Raw genomic sequence first — 17,450 nt, 5'->3', positions numbered from 1 at the left:
ACTGTCAGATCTCCAACTCGACGTCGGCGCCGTGCGCCGCCTCGATCGCCTGGATGAGCATGAGACGGGCGCGGGGAAAGTCTCGCAGCTCGTCGTGGAAAATCCGAAGGCCCGCCTTGACCGCGTTGGCGGGCACCGCGCGTGCCAGCAGCACGCCGGTGGTCCAGGCGATGAAGTCGGTGAACAGCCCGGTGTCGTCGACGTACAGGGCCGCGGACAGGAAGTCGAGGATGTGGCCGAGGTCTTCGGCGGTGGACTCCAGCTGCTGGGCGGTGTAGGCCGCCATCGGCGGGTAGGCGGCGGTCAGGGTGGCCATCGCGCCGGTGAGCAGGTCGCCGCGGCGGCGTGTCAGGAGGGTGTACTCCTCGTCCGACAGGTGGGCCAGCGTGTCGCGGGGGGAGGGGAAGGCGGGCAGCCCGGTGTCGGCCAGACGGTCGGCGGCGGCGTCGGCGGTCGCGGCCCAGCCGTCGGCGCCCAGCAGCCTGGCGAAACGGCCGTCGGCCCCGAAGCCCGACCCGCCGACGATGACCGGCACCCCGACGGCCTGGCAGGCGGTGAGCGTGGCGTGCGCGCGAGGCAGCCGGGTGGGCAGGGCACAGCCCAGCGCGACGGCGTCGGGGCCGGTCTGGTGCAGGTGGGTGATCAGGTGGGGGCCGGGCACGCTGGCGCCCAGGAAGTCGACCCGCCAGCCGCGCAGGCGCAGCACCTCTGCCAGCAGCCGGGTCGGCAGCGCGTGGTATTCGCCGTCGGTGCAGGCCACCGTGATCCTGCCGAGGGCGGGTTCGGGCCTGGCCTTGGCCGCGATCGCGGCGATGGCGCGTTCGCTGACGGCCGTGGCGCCGTGCTCGCGGGCCACCGACCACCGGTTGGCCGCCCACAGCTCGCCGACGCGGCGCTGGGCGGGCGCGATGAGCTCCAGCAGCAGGCTCTCGGCGGGCACGCCGTCGCCGAGCAGGCCGAGCACCAGGTCGACGGCGCCGAACTCGTCGGCCTGGCCGATGCGTTCCAGGTACTGTTCTCCGGCGGCGAGCAGGTCGCCGGGGGCGGTGGCGAGGCGGCTCATCGGGCGGGCTCCGCCTGTACGGCCAGCAGCGCCCGGTCGTCCTGGGTGGTGCCGGCCAGCCAGTCGGTGCTGATCTGCTCCAGTCGTTCGACCACGGCGGAGACCGGCATGCCCAGGCAGGTCGACAGGGCGTTCTTCAGCCGTTGCGTGCCGTACATCTCCTTGCCGCTGGGGCCGCCGAACGCCTCGGTGATGCCGTCGCTGTAGAACAGGCACACCTCGCCGGGGGCCAGGTCGACGGTGGCGGGGGTCAGGACGGTGGTCTTCAGCGCGCCCAGCAGCGAACCGCGGGCGGAGACCTCCTGCACGGTGCCGTCACGGCGCAGGATCAGGGGCGAGGGGTGCCCGGCGACGGCCAGCTCCAGGCGGACGTGGCCGTCCGGGGCGGTGCGCAGGGCGCCCAGCGCGAGGGTGACGTAGGGGTTGGGGGAGGAGGAGGCCAGCAGGGAGCGGTTGAGCAGCGGCACGAGCCGTTCCGGGCGTTCCTCCAGCAGCAGCAGCGTGCGCAGGGACTGGCGGACCTGCCCGGCCAGCACCGCGGCGCGGGCTCCCTTGCCGCAGACGTCGCCCAGGACAACCAGCGCCTCCTCGCCCGGGTGGGAGCCGGGAAGGTAGACGTCGTAGAAGTCGCCGCCGATCAGCCCGGCCTGCTGGGCGGCGCGCAGCGAGCCCGCCAGCCGCACGCCGGGCAGCTCGGGCAGCTCGGGGGGGAGCAGGCCGCTGGTCAGGATCGCGTTGGTCGCGCTCTGCTCCTGGTACAGGGCGGCGGCGGAGATGGCCGTGCCCGCTCTGGCCGCGAACACCCGCACCAGGGTCTCGGCCTCCTCGTCGAAGGGTTCGCCGTCCTCACGGCGGGCCAGCACCAGCGCCCCGGCCGCGACCCCGTTGCCGGGCAGCGGGGTGACCAGCAGGTGCCCGGCCCGGCCGAACCCCTCCGGCAGCAGCCACTGGGGCACCTGGCCCGGATCCAGCCAGCGGCTGGGCACCGGCGGGAAGCCCGCCAGCGCCTCGGCCAGGCCGGGCACCTGCACGGTCGTGGCCGTGCTGATGGCGCCTTCCTCCAGGAAGCGGTTGGCGGCGCTGGCGCGCAGCCAGGCCGCCTGGCGACGTCCCGCGGGAGGCAGCACGACCATGGCGGTGTCGGCCAGGAAGGGGACGGCGAGCTCGACCGTGGCGCGGGCGCAGCGGCGTGTGTTGAGCGAGGCGGAAAGGCGGGGGCCCGCCTCCGCCAGGAAGCGGGTGCGCCCGCGTTCGGCCAGCAGCGCGTCGGTTCTGGCGGACTCGGCGGTGACGTCGCGCAGGTACCAGGCGTGATGGGAGACGCCGAAGGCCTCGCGGCGCACCCGCAGCCGGCGAGGGCCGTGGGCGGCCTCGCGGCTGTCGCCTTCGGGGCAGCCACGGTCGAACAGCGCCCCGGCCCCGCCCGAGGCGGCCGGCCGGCCGACAGTGACCTCCGGCGCCATCCGGGCCGCGGCGGCGTTGAGCATGACGACGACGCCGGCGGGGTCGCAGAGCACCACGCCTTCGCCGCTGGCCTCGACGAGGGCGCGCAGCAGCTCCGGGCCGGGTTCTCCGCCCGGCTCGCGGCTCGGTTCCTGGCTTGGCGCCCGCGTGGACGAGGCGAGGCTCTCGCCTCCGACGCGAGTGGCGTCATCGGTGGGTCGTGCTGCGGTCATCGTCCCCACCCTCCGTTTCGAGATGCTCAACCGAGCCTATCTTTCGGCGCGCGCCACGGCGATGCGATCACGTCCCGCCCGGACCTCGGGCAGGCGGTCCCGCGCCTGCCCATGCCCAGGGCGGAGCGTTTGACGCCTCCGAGACCCGGGCGATCGCCGTCCTTCCCCGGACGGGGCGGCATCGGCGCTGTTCGGGGCGGTCGGCGCCCTGCGGCGCCGCATCGTCGCGGAGCCGGCGGCCCGGGGGTGCGGGCGGGCGTGATCGGCATGGTTTCCCCTGGTCGGCGGTCAGCATGTATCACCCCACGAGAATTGACCTAAATGTGATCTAACTCTCACGAACCGTGCACAGCTCCCGCGCATCACCTATTAAAGTTTTTAGACGCACTTTGCGGCTGTGGGGGAGAAAGTTGTGCTAAACGTGGAACGTCGTGGCCTCAGAACACCGCTGATCGGGCTCGCCCTGGCCGCCGGCATGCTCGTCACCTCCTGCTCGAGCGGCTCATCGGAGACCCCCGCGGCGGACGGCCCCAGCTCCGGCGCCTCCCAGGCCCCGGACAAACCGGCCGCCCCGATCATCAAGATCAGCCCCGCCGAAGGCGGCGCGCCCGTACGGCCGGACAAGAAGGTCGTCGTCACCGCCGCGGGCGGCGCGCTGGAGGAGGTCACCGTCGAAAGCCGCGGCCACCGGCTGGAGGGCGACTTCGACGCCCGCCGCACCAAGTGGGTCTCCACCGTCCCGATGGAACCTTCCACCACCTACACCGTCTCGGTGCGCGCGGTGGACGGCACGACCGCCAACAGCTCCTTCAAGACGCTCAAGCCGAAGGTCGAGCTGATGGTGGCCGACGTGACCCCGTCGATCAAGGGGGAGAAGGTCGGCGTGGGGGCGCCGATCATCGTCACCTTCAACCAGCAGGTCGTCAACAAGGCCGCCGTGGAGAAGGCACTGGAGGTCAAGGCGGAGAAGCCGGTCCCCGGAGCCTGGCGGTGGGTCAACGACAGCACCGTCATCTACCGCACCGCCAAGCTCTGGCCCGCCCACCAGAAGGTGACCTTCACCGCCCGCATCAAGGGCGTCCAGGGCGGCAAGGACATGTACGGCGTCAAGGACCTGAGCAAGGTCATCCGCATCGGCGCCGCCCAGATCTCCACCGTCGACACCCGCAAGCACAAGATGATCGTCAAGCGGGACGGCAAGGTCGTGCAGACCATGCTGATCAGCGCCGGCAAGGCCGACACCCGGGAGTACACCACCACCAGCGGCGTGCACCTGACCATGGGCAAGGCCAACCCCGAACGCATGATCTCCCCGGGCCGCAAGAAGGGCGACCCGGGCTACTACGACCTGATGATCGGCCACGCCGTGCGCTTCTCCAACAGCGGCGAGTACGTCCACGCCCTGAACAACGTCTGGGCCCAGGGCCGCCAGAACGTCAGCCACGGCTGCATCAACGCCCGCCCCGACCAGGCCAAGTGGTTCTACGACCAGGTCCAGCGCGGCGACGTGATCAACATCACCGGCACCGACCGGGAACTGGAGTGGAACAACGGCTGGGGCTTCTGGCAGATGCCGTTCAAGGAGTGGAAGAAGGGCAGCGCCATCAAGGCGTGAGCGCGCCGCCCCCCTTCCGGCACCCTTCCCCGCCGCTCCTGCCGCGGACGGGGAAGGCGTGCCGGAAGGGGGGCGGCGCCGACCACCATGCGACCCGGCTCACAACAGGGTGAGCTGAGGGTGGGCGGGCAACGCCAGCGGCAGAGGCTGCTCCGGCCTGGTCGGCCCCATGCCGTACCGGGCGGCCAGCTGCAGCACCTGACCGGTGACACCCCGCACATAGCCGGGCTCGGCGTCCGGCCCCCCGCCGTACAGCTCCTCGTACCGGGCGGCCAGCGCCGGATGATGCTCCTCGACCCAGGCGAGATACCACTCCCGCGCGCCGGGCGGCAGACGCAGCACCTGCGGGGCGACACTGACCGCCCCCGCCGCGGCGACACGCCGCACGGTGGCGGCCAGCTGGTCGGGGGAGTCGGTGAGCAACGGCAGGATGGGCGCCATCGCCACCCCGCTGGGCACCCCGCGCTCATTGAGCTCGGCCACCAGCTCCAGCCGTTTCTGCGCCCCCGGCGCGCCCGGCTCCACACTGCGGCGCACCCGGTCGTCGACGAACGCGATCGAGACCACCACGCCCGCGCCGGGGGCCGCAGCCAGCAGATCCGCATCACGCAGGATCAGCGTGCTCTTGGTGTACACCGTGAAAGGCGCCCCGGCCTCACGCAGCGCGGCGATGACACCGGGCATCAGCCGGTAGATCTCCTCGGCCCCCTGATAGCAGTCACCCGCCACGCCGACGGTGACGTGCTCACCGTCCCACCGGGACGCCAGATCGGCGCGCAGCCGCCGCACGACATTGGTGCGCACCACGATCCGGGAGTCGAAGTCGGCGCCGGAGTCCAGGCCGAGATGACGGTGACCGCGCCGCACCGAGCAGTAGCGGCACCCCTGGGCGCACCCCCGGTAGGGACTGACCGACCAGCCGTCCGCGGTGCGCTCGAGCGCGGCGCGAGCCTGCACCTCATAACAGGTCAGCGCGCCGTGAACCCGGATCACCGCGGTGCGCTCGATCCGCGGCCTGGTCTCGGCGGGCTCGGCGAGCAGGGCAGGCGCGTCCCATCGCATGCCGATCAGTGGAACACGCTTTCGACACCCCTCGCAAGTGGAACCACGGGAACGACACGGGCTGTCCGGCTGCCCTGAAGCCGGCAGTTCGGCAAATCACCTGGCAGCGCTTGCGCGTGACTCCCAGACACAAGTGTCACTGAACGTCCGTCGCCTCCAGGGCCTCGGCACCCCTCGCCCAGCGACGACTGTCCTTTGTCCCCAGGGACGACTGTCGCCTGCGAAGGACCGCTTGTGATCATTGTCACCAAGATGAGGTCATGATCCTTTCCAGATAGGCGGCCGGCCTGGACCAGACCGGCCGCCATTGCCCGGCGTCTCTCAACCCGTTAGCCGGTCGCCGCAAGCGATGACGAATGTGACAGCGGTGGCTGAGAAGTGGCGGCGGGCCTGCTTCGGCGCCTGGCCCTGGTGGTCGAACCGCCGCACCGGGGGAGGCCTTCCTGTCGGTAGGTTTCCGATCATGTCCGATGCCGACTTCACCCCCCTCCGCGTCACCTACCGCCAGGCAACGATCTCCCGTGACACCTCCCGCCGCATCCGCACATGGGCGAAGGCGAAGGGCTACGCCATCAGCGAGCGCGGTGGCATCGCACCGGAGATCGCCGACGCCTTCTTCGCCGCCCATCCCGAGGCTTACGAGCAGACGGAGTCCGAGATGGTCCACGCCACCGCGAGAACCCCCGGCGCGTCGCCGGAGGACTACCGGTGGCTGCGGGAGGGCCAGCTCGGGGACATCTACACGGTCGTTTTCGTTCGCGGGCTCGACGAGCACGAGGTGCTGCGCCGGCTCGGCGCCGCGGACGAGGACATCCGGCTGATCGAGGACGGGGAGTACTCCTATCCGGAAGGACCAGAGATCATCACCGTGAGACGGGTCGGGGACTGGACTGTCGCGATCGAGGACTGCGGCTGGCGCGGCGCGCAACGAGAGGCTCTGGACGCCCTGTCGCGCGACGGCGGAGAGGCCGTGGCGGTGCAGCGGCATGACTACGCCCAGCACCTCGTCGCCTATGCCGTCGACGGCGAACTCGTCACCGGCATCAACCCGCGGTTTCCCGTCGACAGGCATGGCGCGGATCCCGACCGGCTCAATCGTCACCTCCGCGAGCTGGGCATCGATCCGGCCGCCGACGACCACATCGACAATCCCATCCCGGCGGCCCTGACGCTTGCCGGCAGGATCACCGGCGTCATGATCACCCCAGAACACCTTCGCCGCCCCATCCTCGGGGCCGCCATACCCGGCGCCTCCTTCTGATCCGCCTTGACCACCCTTCGCGATCTCGGCACCATGCCCGACATGAGTGTCGGCCTGATCATCACGATGTCTCTCCGCCAGTGGGGGCTCATCGACGCGTGCATGGACAATGACGCCGGCGTCGAGACAGTGGACGGCAATCGCCGGCGAGCCGATCTCGCGCGCAGCGTCCGCAGGGCCGGTTGGGATCAGATCGCCCACTGGACGCCCGGCGTTCCCGGCTCCGGCTCATGGCCGCCACCGGACGAGATCGTCAAACCCAAACTTACGATCACTCAATGGCTTCTCGCGATCGACGTCCTCGACCGCTGGGCCGCGGCCGCCGACCGCACAGGGTGTCACGACACAGCCACGCAAGAACGCGAGCTCCGAAAGCTGATCCTCTCCCGGCTCCAAGCGCACGGTGTCCGACCCCCCGAAGGCTCCGCCGGCAACCCTGGGCCGAAACAACCTCGAACGTGGGAGTCATACCCTCCACCCGACGAAACTTGATCTCCGACCGGGTACCGCCGACTTCGATGACGCGAGCACCGGCATCTCAACACCCACCGAAGCGGCAGCGCCCACGTCGGGAACAGATCCCGATGCCATCTTCGCCGCGTCCGGACACGGGTTCGGCGAGCACGGCCGTCTCACCCTCCAGGGGGAGCGGCGGCGCCGACGCCCCACGAAGAAGGACCTCGTCCTCGGCGAGCACCACGATGGTCATGACCGAACAGCCCGCCCACGCGCGCCTCGGCCTCACGGCGATGCGAACGGCCCCCGGCACCCCTGAAACCGGCTGACCGGCCGTTCGGCACTCAGCGCGGCCGAACCCCACCCCTGCGCACCACCATGATCTGGACGCCTCTCACACCGTTTCAGTAGCTTGGCCTCGGACCGCGCAACCCCCTCCCGAGGAGAAACCCGCCCCATGACCATCCTGCACCTGGCGCTCAGCGCCGACTGGGACGCCGCCCGGCAAGCGGGGGAGTACCGCGTCTCCACCCTCGGCCGCACCCTGGAACAGGAAGGATTCATCCACGCCTGCGCCGACCACACCCAGCTCAACGGAGTCGTCCAGCGTTTCTACCGCGACGTCACCGAACCACTGGTGCTCCTCACCATCGACCCCCGGGACCTCGACGTCCGCCTGGAAACCCCCGCAGACTCCGACGAGGCCTTCCCCCACATCTACGGCCCGCTCCCCGTCACCGCCGTCATCACCGCCACCCCCTACACCACCCCCTGACCCCCGGCGAGAAGAACCCGCGAGAACGACCCGCCCGACGACCTACACGCACAGCGTCCGATGGATGCGCCGCGCCGCGAACGCCAGCCCCGCGACCGTCATCACCAGCAGATAGGCCACATCGCCCAGCAACCCCCACCCCAGCTCACCGATCGCCAGCCCCCGCACCAGCTCCACCGCGTGATACAGCGGAGTCAACCCCACCAGCACCTCCACCATCGGCGGATACTCGCCCACCGGAGAGAACGTCCCGGAAAACAGGAACAACGCGAACTGCCCCGTGCTCAGCAGATCGAAATCCTGCCAGCCCCGCATCAACGTGCTGACCGCCATCCCGGCCCCGCCGAACGCCAACCCCACCAGCAACGTCGCGGGAAAAGCCGCCAGCGCCCACCCCACCCGCGTCAGCCCCAACGCCACCATCACCACCAAGAACGCAGCCGTGTAGAGCGAACCACGCACCATCGCCCACACCAGCTCACCCACCGCGATCTCCAACGGCCGCACCGGCGTCGCCAGAACCGCCTCGAAAGTCTTGGCATAGCGCATCTTGAAGAACAGATTGAACGTGGTCTCCGCCAACGCCCCCGACATCGCCGAGACCGCGAGCATCGCCGGAGCGACGAACACGGCGTACTCCACCACCCGGCCACCCGGCAACCTCAGATCACCGACCAGCGCCCCCACACCCACACCGATCGACAGCAAATACAGCACCGGCTCGAAGAAACCCGAAACCAGCACCAGCCAGTACGACGGCCCCGACCGCAACGCCCCCACGTTACGGCCGACCACCGCCCCCACCCGCGAAGGAGACAACCGGGCGGCCAACATCGCAGAAACCATGCCTCAGTCCTGAAGTCGCTTACCGAAGGCGGCAACCGCCCACACCACACCGGCCACGAAGAACACCAGCAGGCACCCCACATGCGCCCACACCGGCCACGGCGGAGCCACCCCCAGCGTCGCCGCCCTGCTCAACTCGACCCCATGCCACAACGGCGACGCGTAAGCCAGCGGCCGCACCACCTGAGGCAACTGCTCCACCGGGAAGAACACCCCCGCGAACAACGTCGAGGGAATCATCACGAACCGAAACAACAACGCGAAATAACTGTCGTGATCAATGCTCGCCGCGAACGCCGTCACCGGAGCCGCGGCCGCCAACGCGACCAGCGCCGCGACCACCGGCGCCGCCACCGCCCACGGCGAGCGCAACGCGCCGAACGCCCCCGTCACCCCCAGGAACACCACCACCGCGACCTCCACCCGGAACAAGACGTACAGCAGCCACCCGGCCACCATGTCCCGCACCTCGACCGGAGCCGCCCGCATCGCGTGATAACCACGCCCCCACTTGAAACCCCCCAGCACCGTGTACGTCGACTCACCGACCGCCACCTGAAACGCCGTCGACGCCATCACCCCCGGCGCGATCCACGCCAGATAACCCACCCCGCCGACCTCACCCACATGCCGGCCCACCCCGACCCCGATGCTGACCAGGAACAACACCGGCAGCACCACGGCGGAGAACACCGACGCCCGCCACAACCTCCGATACAGCAAAAGATGCCGCTCCAGCACCGCCACCACCGGACGAACCATCTCAGTCCACCAACGTCCGGCCCGTCAGCTGCAAGAACACATCCTCCAGCGACGAACGACGCACCAGCACACTCGAAGGCGCCAACCCACGCCGATGCACCTCCGCGACCGCCGCGTCCCCGTCATCGGCATACAGCAGAACCCGGTCGGGCAACGGATCGACCCGCCCGATCCCCGCCAGCTTGCCACTGTGATCCGCCTCGTCCGCGAAACGCAACTCCACCACCTCAGGAGTGGAATACGTCTCGATCAGCGAACGCGGCGACCCCTCCGCCACGATCCGCCCGCCGTCCATCACCACCAGCCGATCACACAACTGCTCGGCCTCGTCCATGTAATGAGTCGTCAAGACCAGCGTCGTGCCCCCCTGTTTCAACCGGAACAACCGCTCCCACAACAGATGCCGCGCCTGCGGATCCAACCCCGTCGTCGGCTCGTCCAGCAACACCAGATCAGGCTCGTTCACCATCGCCCGCGCGATCGTCAGCCGCCGCTTCATACCACCCGACAACGGCTCCACCCTGCTGGCGGCCCTGTCCTGCAACTGCGCGAACTCCAGCAACTCCTCGGCCCGCGCCCGCGCCCGCGCCCTCGACAACCCGAAATACCTGGCGTAGGTCGTCAGGTTCTCCCGCACGTTCAGATCCGGGTCAAGGTTGTCCAACTGCGGGCACACCCCCAGCCGCGCCCTGATCCTCGGCCCCTCACGCACCGGATCCATCCCCAGAACGCGCAACTCACCCGAGGTCGGCATCGACACACAACCGATCATGCGCATCGTGGAGGACTTGCCCGCGCCGTTCGGCCCCAGGAACCCGAAAGCCTCGCCCCGCGCCACCTCCAGGTCGATCCCGTCGACCGCGACGAAATCGCCGAACCGCTTGACCAGACCACGCGCACGGACGAGAGGTTGTTCAGACACGCCCGGACCGTAACAGAGACCTACGACACTTCCACGAACCACCGCCACCGCCACCGCCACCGGCGCGGGCTCGGCCGACCCAGCCGCCGCACGCCCCGGCGCCACCTCTGCCGCGCCCCAAAGACCGCCCGAACCCGGCAAACCAGCGAACCCCGCCCCCCACACCCGGCCCGCCCGGGGGAGCGGGCCAAGAGGGGGAGCGGGCCAAGAGGGGGAGCGGCCACACCCTCACCGGGGTACGCTCACCCCATGCCCAACCTGATCGTCACCATCCTCCTGACGGCGATCCTCGTGGTGGCGGTCGTCGGCCTGATCCTGCTCGCCGTACGACTCACCCAACGCCCCCGCAACGCCCTCATCGGCGGCGGCCTCGGCCCCGAACTCATCGAACAAGTCCTCGCCCTCAAAGCCGACAACCAGTTCGACCAAGCCGTCTTCCTGGTCCGCGGCGAAACAGGCATGAGCCACCGCGCCGCCTCACGCCTGGTCAGAAAACTCCGCACACCCCCGCCACAACCCCCCGCCTGAAACCCCCACCGGCGAAACCCGCCTCACAACACCCCGCCGGACGCCGACGACTCCTCACCCCCCAGCAACCGGTCAAGCACCCCATAAGCCGGATTACCCCGCGCGGCCTGACGCACCTCACGCGCCGTCGAAGCCACATACGCCTGCCCCGTCACGATGGAGGAGTGCCCCAGCAACTCCATCAGCTCATGCGCCGAAGCCCCCCGCTCAGCCAGCCTCGTCGCGAACTCATGCCGCAACGCATGCACCAAAGTGCCCTTCTGCACCCGATCATGAACCCCCGCGTAGCGATAACACTGCCGCACCAAATACTGCAGCCCACCCCGGCGCAACGGCTCGTTACCGGTGTCGACGAGCAACGCCGCCGAACGGGGGAGCACCGCCAACCCGAAACGGGCAAGACGACTCTCCAAATACCGCTCCACCAACCGCTCGACAGGCGGCTCGATCGGCAACGACCGCGTCTTGCCCCCCTTGCCGACCACCTGCACCCGCCGATCACCGGGGGAGCCGCCGATCGAACCCAGCGTCAACCCCAGCAACTCCGCCGAACGCATACCCGTGACCAACGCGAGCGCCAGGACCACCAGGTCACGCTCCACCCACGGATCACGCGCCCTGCGAGCCCCCGCCGCCACCCGCTCCAGCAACGTCGCCGACGCCGTCCCGTCACCCAGCAACGGCTTGGGCGCCTTGGCCGGCTGCCGCGGCCGGGGGACCGCCGCCATCGGATTACCCTCCAGCAACCCCTCAGCCACACAGAAAGTGAGGAACTGATTCCACGCGCTCCACGCCCGATTGACACTGGCCGCCGAACGAGCGTCGGCGAACTCGGCGAACGCCCCCCTGATCAGACGCCCCGTCAGCCGCCGCACCTCAAGGTCGGCCACCGCCACCCCGTCCCGCCCCGCGGCGAGCTCCGCGACGATCCGCAGATCACTGTCGTATCCGGCCACCGTGTTGGGGGAGAGCTTCTTGGTGCGCAGCGACGACAGGAACTCCGCGGCCGCCTCCGGCACCCGCATGAGAACCAGCGGCTCACGATCGTCCATCACGATCTCCCGTACCCGGAGGAAAAACCCGTGAACCCACGCGACGGAGGAGCGGACCCCAAATGATGCATAAGTAAAATTATGCATCAAACACCGGGAAGAAGGGGCCAGACGCCCGGCTCCGGCGAACCCGCCACACCCAAAACCCGCACCGCACCCGCGACCAGTCCGCGACACCACCCGCACCGCACCCCGCCGATCACGGAAAAACCCGAACGCCCCAGAAGCCGGACCGCCGCAGCACACAGGTGCCCCAAGACGAACCGCCACGCTGCAGACACCCGCCACGCGGCCACACGACAGGCGCCCGTCCGGGAACCGCCGCGCCGCCGGCCAGCAGAGAACTCCCGTAGGCGTCGGTCCGGCTGTCCGCGTCCTCGGCCCGGACACGGACGGACGGCGAGGACGTGACCGGCTGACGTGACCGACTCAAGCGATCATGGCTGGCGCGACCGGTGCACCCGGGACCGGCTCCGTCCGGGGCGGGTCGTGATCGCGGCGGAGTCGTCCTGTGGGGTCCAGGCGGGCCGGTGTGCCCGGCCGCTCGCCTCCTGTGCCGCCGGATGTCGTTGGGGGCCCTACGAGGATCCATGTGATTCGCGGGACGACGGCTGTCGATTTATCCCTTTAAATCCTATACCGGACAGAAACCTCATTCTGTCCGGTATAGGATTTAACACTGCAAGTGAGCTGAAAGGGTGCTTTATCTGTCTGTCCTCTCGGCTGTGACGCGTTCTGGAGGCTCGGCGCCGACGGGAAATCGCGCGACGGAAAACAGTCGAGAGGTTCACGGCGAGGACCTGACCGGCGGGGTTTCCTCTGGCGGGGTTTCCCGCTGGGCGCGACGGCGTCCTCATTCATGTGGTCTCGAGGACGAATTTCCGAAAAGCCGCGTCCTGGTGTTTTCGGAAGGGTCTTCCGATGCTGTCGCCGATTGGCGTCGTGAGGCGTGAAGGTCGCCGGCGCCGGTGAACGGTCCGGTGTGGCGATGGGCGCCGGATGTTCGTTCCCCGTGCCGCTGGTGGTGTGTTGCGGCTGGTCGTCGTCCAGGGGCGCTGGTTGCGGGCTGGTTCGGGGTGGGGTGCTCGGGGTGCGTCTGCGGGGTCGGGGGTTTCGCTTTCGGGGGTACGGCACGGCGGAGGGGGGCGTTTCCTGGGGTGCGGGTGTCCGGGGTTTTGGGGTGGTGTTGTTCTCCTCTCCCCCGGTTCTGTGGTGTGTTCGACGCGCCGGGTGGTGGTGAACTCCTGGGATTGTCGGTGGCGGGCCCTACGATGAGCCGACTCATGGAGGGGTGCTTGCCGATGCTGGATTCGCTCATAGTGCCGTTGCTGGTGACCACTGATCTGCCGCCGGATGCCGACCTGGCCGGGTTCGGGCGGGTGCTGGCCGACGCGGTGCGGGCGCCGGGGCGGGGCGAGGTGTCGTATGCGGGGTTTCTGTATGGCGGGGTGTTCTGGTTGGATTCGCCGCGCACTCCCCCGCTGGTGGGTTCCGAGGGGCGTTCGGGGGCGGGTGAGGAGCTGCGGTTCGCGGCGTTGATCGGTTATCTGTCCGTGTGCGGGGCGCACGGTTCGGTCAAGGACGTGGTGGGTGATGTGGGCAGGGTGATCACGGAGGCGGTCGGTGCTCGGTATGGCGATCTGGGCAGTCCTCCTGCGGTGATGGCCATTCGGACTGAGGATGTGCGGGAGCGCACTCCCCCGTCGGCGGTTTTCGTCAGGACGGCTGATGCTGTTCCGGAGTTGGTGACGGTCACTCGTCCTTATATGTGAGGGTTTCTGGGGTTTCGGCGCTGGTGGGGCTGGGGGCCGTGGGGGGTCGGCCCGCGGTTTTGCGTTCGTGAGGTGGGTCCGGCGGATCGGCCGTGCTGGCGGTTGGGGTTCGCGGGGTTATGGGGTTTTCTGCGGCCAGGTGGTGGCGACGTAGTCGGCGAAGGTGCGTGCGGGGCGGCCGAGGACGTGTTGGACGCCGTCACTGAGGTAGGCGTCGCCGCCTTCGGCGATGCGGTGGAGCAGGCCGGTGATCAGGGTGGCGTAGTCGTGGTTTATGCCGGCTGCGGTGAGGGTGGTGAGGTAGTCGGCCGCGGGGACGGGGGTGTAGGTGATGGGTCGTGCGGTGGCGGTGGAGATGTGGGTGACGGCGTCGGCGAAGGTGAGGAGTTCGGGGCCGGACAGGTCGTAGGTTCGGCCGGTGTGGCCGTCGGTGGTGAGGGCGGTGACGGCGACGTCGGCGATGTCGTCGGCGTCGATGAAGGGTTGCAGGCCGTGGCCTGCGGGCAGGGTGAGGTTTCCGGCGGTGATGGAGTCCTTGAAGTAGTCCTCGCTGAAGTTCTGGTTGAACCAGGTCGGGCGCAGGATGGTCCAGTCGTCGGTGGTGGCTTTGACGGCTTTTTCGGCGCCGAAGTCGTCGGGGACGTCTCGTGCTGAGAGCAGGACGACGCGGGCGGTGGTGCGTGAGAGCAGGTTGGTGATCTGTGGGGCGGGGTTGAGGTTGTACGGGTGCGGGGTGAGGTAGATCGCGTGGGCGCCGTGGAGGGCGGTGTCCCAGGTTGCGGGGTTCTCCCAGTCGAAGGGGGTGGGGGTCGTCCGGGAGGCGGGGCGGACGTGGTGGCCGAGGGCGCGCAGGCGGGTGACGATCCGGCGGCCGGTCTTGCCGGTGCCGCCGATGACGAGGGTGTGCTTGTCGGTGGTCATGGGGGTTAGCCAATCAAGGTGACTGAGACTGTTCTATAGGTGTTACGCCTGCGGGCATGTGTGATCGTCTACCTTGGGTGCGTGGACGTGATCGGTGATCTGTTGCACGGTGTGCGGGCCCGGGGCGGGATGTTCTGTCAGGCGCTGTCGTCTCCCCCGTGGTCGATCCGGTTTGTGGTGCCCCCTCCCCTGGTTTTGGTGACGATGGTGCGTGGTGAGGCGTGGGTGGTGCCGGACGGCGGGCGGGCGCGTCTGTTGCGTCCGGGTGATGTGGCGTTGACGCATGGTGAGCGGCCGTTCGTGATCGCTGATTCGCCGGGGACCTCGCCGATGGTGTTCGTCTACGGTGAGGAGTGCGTGGGCGAGGTCGACGAGCTGGGGCCGGGGACCTATGGCCGGCCAGACGGTGATTCGGTGGCGGTCACCGGCAGTTATCAGGTGGGCGGGGATCTGTGCAGGCGGTTGTTCACGGTGTTGCCGGAGTTGCTGGTGGTGCCGGGTGACGACGCCCGGCTGGGGCCGACGCTGGAGTTGATCAGGGCGGAGATCGCAGGTCTGGCGCCTGGACGGCAGGTGGTGGTCGACCGGTTGCTGGATGTGCTGCTGGTGGTGGCGCTGCGGGCGTGGTTCGCCCGGGAGGAGGCGGATGCGCCGCGGTGGTATGCGGCGCTTGCCGATCCGCAGGTCGGGCGGGCGTTGCGGTTGATCCACGACGCTCCGGCGCGGGGGTGGACGGTGGTGTCGCTGGCCGGGGAGGTGGGGATGTCGCGGGCGGCGTTCGCGCGCAGGTTCGCCGCGTTGGTGGGGCAGCCGCCTTTGGCGTATCTGACGGAGTGGCGGATGGCGTTGGCGGCGGATCTGCTGGCGCGGCCGGAGACGACGGTGGCGGCGGTGGCACGGCATGTGGGGTATGCCGACGCGTTCGGGTTCAGTGCGGCGTTCAAGCGGGTGCGGGGGGTGAGTCCGAGCGCGGTGCGGGCAGGCGGGTGAGGCGGGGTGTCGCCGGGCGGGCTGTCGTTGGGTGTGGTTTCGGGGTGTCGGTGCCTGCCGGTACGGTCGGGTTGATCTTCGAGGAAGGGTGTCCTGAGCAATCATGCGGCCAGCGGATCTGAATCGTCTCAGCGTGCGGGAGTCGGCCGATCGTTACGTGGAGTTGGTGCGGGCGAAGACTCTGACGGGGGCGTTGTCCCCGGCGACGGCGGAGGTCTACGCGCGGGATGTGGCCACGTTCGTGGGGCTGGCGGGTGAGGAGACGGTTCTCGACGACCTGACCGGGGAGGATGTTGACGCGATCTTGCTGGCGTTCGCGCGCAAGCCTGACGGGCGGCGTTCGGAGCCTGACGGCGGGGTGCAGTCGGCGTCGTCGCAGGCGCGGTTTCGCCGGTCGGTCTCGGCGTTGTTCAAGCATGCGACGTTGACGGGGTGGGTGCAGGTCAATCCGATGGCGTTGGCGACGGTGACGGCCAAGGAGCGTGGGGGGCTGCGTGCGCAGCGGCGGGCGCTGACCCGTGAGCAGGCTCAGGGGTTGATCGGGGCGGCGCGTGATCTGAGCGGTGGCCGTGGTGAGGTCGCGGCGGAGGGCGGGGCCGCGGTGGAGGGGGCTGCGGCGGGGAGGGCGCGTAGGCGTGATCAGCGGATGGAGTTGCGGGATGCGCTGATCGTGTTGTTGTTGTCGACGGTGGGGCCGAGGGTTTCCGAGTTGGTGCGGGCCGATGTAGAGGATTTCTACACCAATGACGGGGTGCGTTACTGGCGGATTTTCGGCAAGGGCGGCAAGACGCGTGACGTGCCGTTGCCGGGTGATGTGGCGCGGGTGCTGGAGGCGTATCTGTCGCAGGGGCGGGCCGGGGGGACGGAGGTGCCGCCGGACAGGGCGTTGTTGTTGTCGTGGCGGGGCAGGCGTCTGGCGCGGGGGGATGTGCAGGCGGTGATCGACCGGGTGCAGCGGGGGGTGGATCCTGATCGGCGGCGTTCTGTCACTCCGCATGGTCTGCGTCACACCACTGCGACGCATCTGCTGGCCGACGCGGTGGACATGGACGCGGTGCGGCGGGTGCTGGGGCACAGTGATCTGGCGACGTTGGGGCGTTACCGGGATGAGTTGCCGGGTGAGCTGGAGGTGGCGATGCGGGCTCATCCGTTGCTGCGCAGGCCCGCCGGGGGGTGAGGGGCGGGCCTGCCGGGTGTGGGTTCGGTGTCAGTCGTCGACGGCCTGGTAGAGCGTGGTCCAGAACCTGACCGTCGCCGCCGTCCCGCACACCGCGAAGGCCCCTCCGCCGCGGCCGAGACCGGCGGCATCGCGGCCCAGGAACCGGTCGGCCTGCTTCTCAGGTGGCTGGGCTGAGTCTCCCGGCGTCTTCAGGCGGTCGTCGCCCGTCCCGCCCTCCGGGTGGACGACCGCGGCGGCGGCGTCGCTCGTTCGTGGGGGCTGTGGGGGTCAGGCGGCGCGTTCGGCGGCGCAGACCTCCGCCAGGACGTCCAGGGAGATGCCCAGTGCGTGGGCGAGGGCGGCGATGGTGAAGAAGGCGGGGGTGGGGATCCTGCCGGTCTCTATCTTGCGGAGGGTCTCGGCGGACAGTCCCGCGGCGGCGGCCACCTCGGTCATGCTGCGCTCGCCGCGTGCCTGGCGCAGGAGCGCGCCCAGGCGGTGGCCGCGTTCGTGGTCGAGTTCGGTCAGTGGAGGACGCACCATGCGCAGGAGCCTAGCAAACGTGATAACAATACCGGTATAAGTATTGG

Annotated in this window: 17 protein-coding genes; 8 read left to right on the top strand and 9 right to left on the bottom strand. The window is 69.6% G+C overall.

The annotated features are described in order from the left end of the window. Positions 1-4 precede the first annotated feature (4 nt). On the bottom strand, positions 5-1,063 hold the full coding sequence (locus tag PKF00_RS36300; protein ID WP_271222255.1) for a cobalamin B12-binding domain-containing protein: 1,059 nt from the start codon (positions 1,061-1,063) through the stop codon (positions 5-7). Further along, a complete protein-coding gene (locus PKF00_RS36295) occupies positions 1,060-2,739 on the bottom strand; it encodes a SpoIIE family protein phosphatase (RefSeq protein WP_271222254.1) in 1,680 nt (559 codons plus the stop codon). The genes PKF00_RS36300 and PKF00_RS36295 overlap by 4 nt, the downstream gene beginning before the upstream one ends. Before the next feature lie 421 nt (positions 2,740-3,160). Between PKF00_RS36295 and PKF00_RS36290 the strand changes: the two genes are divergently transcribed. Continuing rightward, positions 3,161-4,354, top strand: coding sequence for a L,D-transpeptidase (locus tag PKF00_RS36290; RefSeq protein WP_271222253.1), 1,194 nt, complete (start codon positions 3,161-3,163; stop codon positions 4,352-4,354). Between the two features lie 99 nt (positions 4,355-4,453). On the opposite strand, the gene PKF00_RS36285 is transcribed toward PKF00_RS36290, so the two are convergent. After that, positions 4,454-5,416 carry a radical SAM protein gene (locus PKF00_RS36285; RefSeq protein ID WP_271222252.1) on the bottom strand — a complete coding sequence of 321 codons (963 nt, stop codon included), beginning with the start codon at positions 5,414-5,416 and terminating at the stop codon, positions 4,454-4,456. A gap of 463 nt (positions 5,417-5,879) precedes the next feature. Here PKF00_RS36285 and PKF00_RS36280 point away from each other — a divergent pair, with 463 nt between their 5' ends. The 3 genes from PKF00_RS36280 (at position 5,880) to PKF00_RS36270 (ending at position 7,908) form a co-directional block, all read left to right on the top strand. Beyond that, positions 5,880-6,677 (top strand): DUF6461 domain-containing protein, encoded by a 798-nt coding sequence (locus PKF00_RS36280; protein ID WP_271222251.1) that lies wholly within the window; start codon positions 5,880-5,882, stop codon positions 6,675-6,677. Between the two features lie 42 nt (positions 6,678-6,719). Then, a complete protein-coding gene (locus PKF00_RS36275; RefSeq protein ID WP_271222250.1) occupies positions 6,720-7,169 on the top strand; it encodes a hypothetical protein in 450 nt (149 codons plus the stop codon). Positions 7,170-7,590: 421 nt separating this feature from the next. Further along, positions 7,591-7,908, top strand: a complete 318-nt coding sequence (locus tag PKF00_RS36270) for a DUF952 domain-containing protein (RefSeq protein WP_271222249.1) — start codon at positions 7,591-7,593, stop codon at positions 7,906-7,908. A 42-nt stretch (positions 7,909-7,950) separates the two neighbouring features. Here the strand turns inward: PKF00_RS36270 and PKF00_RS36265 are convergent, their stop codons facing one another. From PKF00_RS36265 to PKF00_RS36255, 3 genes are read right to left on the bottom strand one after another with little or no spacing between them, the layout of a single operon-like run. Then, positions 7,951-8,754 carry an ABC transporter permease gene (locus PKF00_RS36265; protein WP_271222248.1) on the bottom strand — a complete coding sequence of 268 codons (804 nt, stop codon included), beginning with the start codon at positions 8,752-8,754 and terminating at the stop codon, positions 7,951-7,953. Positions 8,755-8,757: 3 nt separating this feature from the next. Then, the gene (locus PKF00_RS36260) at positions 8,758-9,504 is read right to left on the bottom strand and encodes an ABC transporter permease (RefSeq protein WP_271222247.1); all 747 of its coding nucleotides are present in this window, start codon (positions 9,502-9,504) and stop codon (positions 8,758-8,760) included. Positions 9,505-9,517: 13 nt separating this feature from the next. Continuing rightward, a complete protein-coding gene (locus tag PKF00_RS36255) occupies positions 9,518-10,438 on the bottom strand; it encodes an ABC transporter ATP-binding protein (protein WP_271222246.1) in 921 nt (306 codons plus the stop codon). Between the two features lie 249 nt (positions 10,439-10,687). Between PKF00_RS36255 and PKF00_RS36250 the strand changes: the two genes are divergently transcribed. After that, on the top strand, positions 10,688-10,966 hold the full coding sequence (locus tag PKF00_RS36250) for a hypothetical protein (protein ID WP_271222245.1): 279 nt from the start codon (positions 10,688-10,690) through the stop codon (positions 10,964-10,966). 23 nt (positions 10,967-10,989) lie between these two features. Here the strand turns inward: PKF00_RS36250 and PKF00_RS36245 are convergent, their stop codons facing one another. Continuing rightward, the gene (locus PKF00_RS36245; protein WP_271222244.1) at positions 10,990-12,018 is read right to left on the bottom strand and encodes a tyrosine-type recombinase/integrase; all 1,029 of its coding nucleotides are present in this window, start codon (positions 12,016-12,018) and stop codon (positions 10,990-10,992) included. A gap of 1,301 nt (positions 12,019-13,319) precedes the next feature. Between PKF00_RS36245 and PKF00_RS36240 the strand changes: the two genes are divergently transcribed. After that, entirely contained in the window at positions 13,320-13,790 is a 471-nt protein-coding gene (locus tag PKF00_RS36240; RefSeq protein WP_271222284.1) for a hypothetical protein, read from the top strand. A 117-nt stretch (positions 13,791-13,907) separates the two neighbouring features. Here the strand turns inward: PKF00_RS36240 and PKF00_RS36235 are convergent, their stop codons facing one another. After that, entirely contained in the window at positions 13,908-14,711 is an 804-nt protein-coding gene (locus PKF00_RS36235) for a Rossmann-fold NAD(P)-binding domain-containing protein (RefSeq protein WP_271222243.1), read from the bottom strand. A gap of 81 nt (positions 14,712-14,792) precedes the next feature. On the opposite strand from PKF00_RS36235, the gene PKF00_RS36230 reads away from it, so the two are divergent. After that, positions 14,793-15,701, top strand: a complete 909-nt coding sequence (locus PKF00_RS36230; protein ID WP_271222242.1) for an AraC family transcriptional regulator — start codon at positions 14,793-14,795, stop codon at positions 15,699-15,701. A gap of 103 nt (positions 15,702-15,804) precedes the next feature. Further along, a complete protein-coding gene (locus tag PKF00_RS36225; RefSeq protein ID WP_425582208.1) occupies positions 15,805-16,878 on the top strand; it encodes a tyrosine-type recombinase/integrase in 1,074 nt (357 codons plus the stop codon). A 270-nt stretch (positions 16,879-17,148) separates the two neighbouring features. On the opposite strand, the gene PKF00_RS36220 is transcribed toward PKF00_RS36225, so the two are convergent. Continuing rightward, positions 17,149-17,403 carry a helix-turn-helix domain-containing protein gene (locus PKF00_RS36220; RefSeq protein ID WP_271222240.1) on the bottom strand — a complete coding sequence of 85 codons (255 nt, stop codon included), beginning with the start codon at positions 17,401-17,403 and terminating at the stop codon, positions 17,149-17,151. Positions 17,404-17,450 lie beyond the last annotated feature (47 nt).

It is taken from the genome of Streptosporangium carneum (genome assembly GCF_027922005.1).
Taxonomy (GTDB): domain Bacteria; phylum Actinomycetota; class Actinomycetes; order Streptosporangiales; family Streptosporangiaceae; genus Streptosporangium; species Streptosporangium carneum.
The sequence above is the reverse complement of the archived record's forward strand: the minus strand, read 5'-3'. Positions and strand labels throughout refer to the sequence as shown.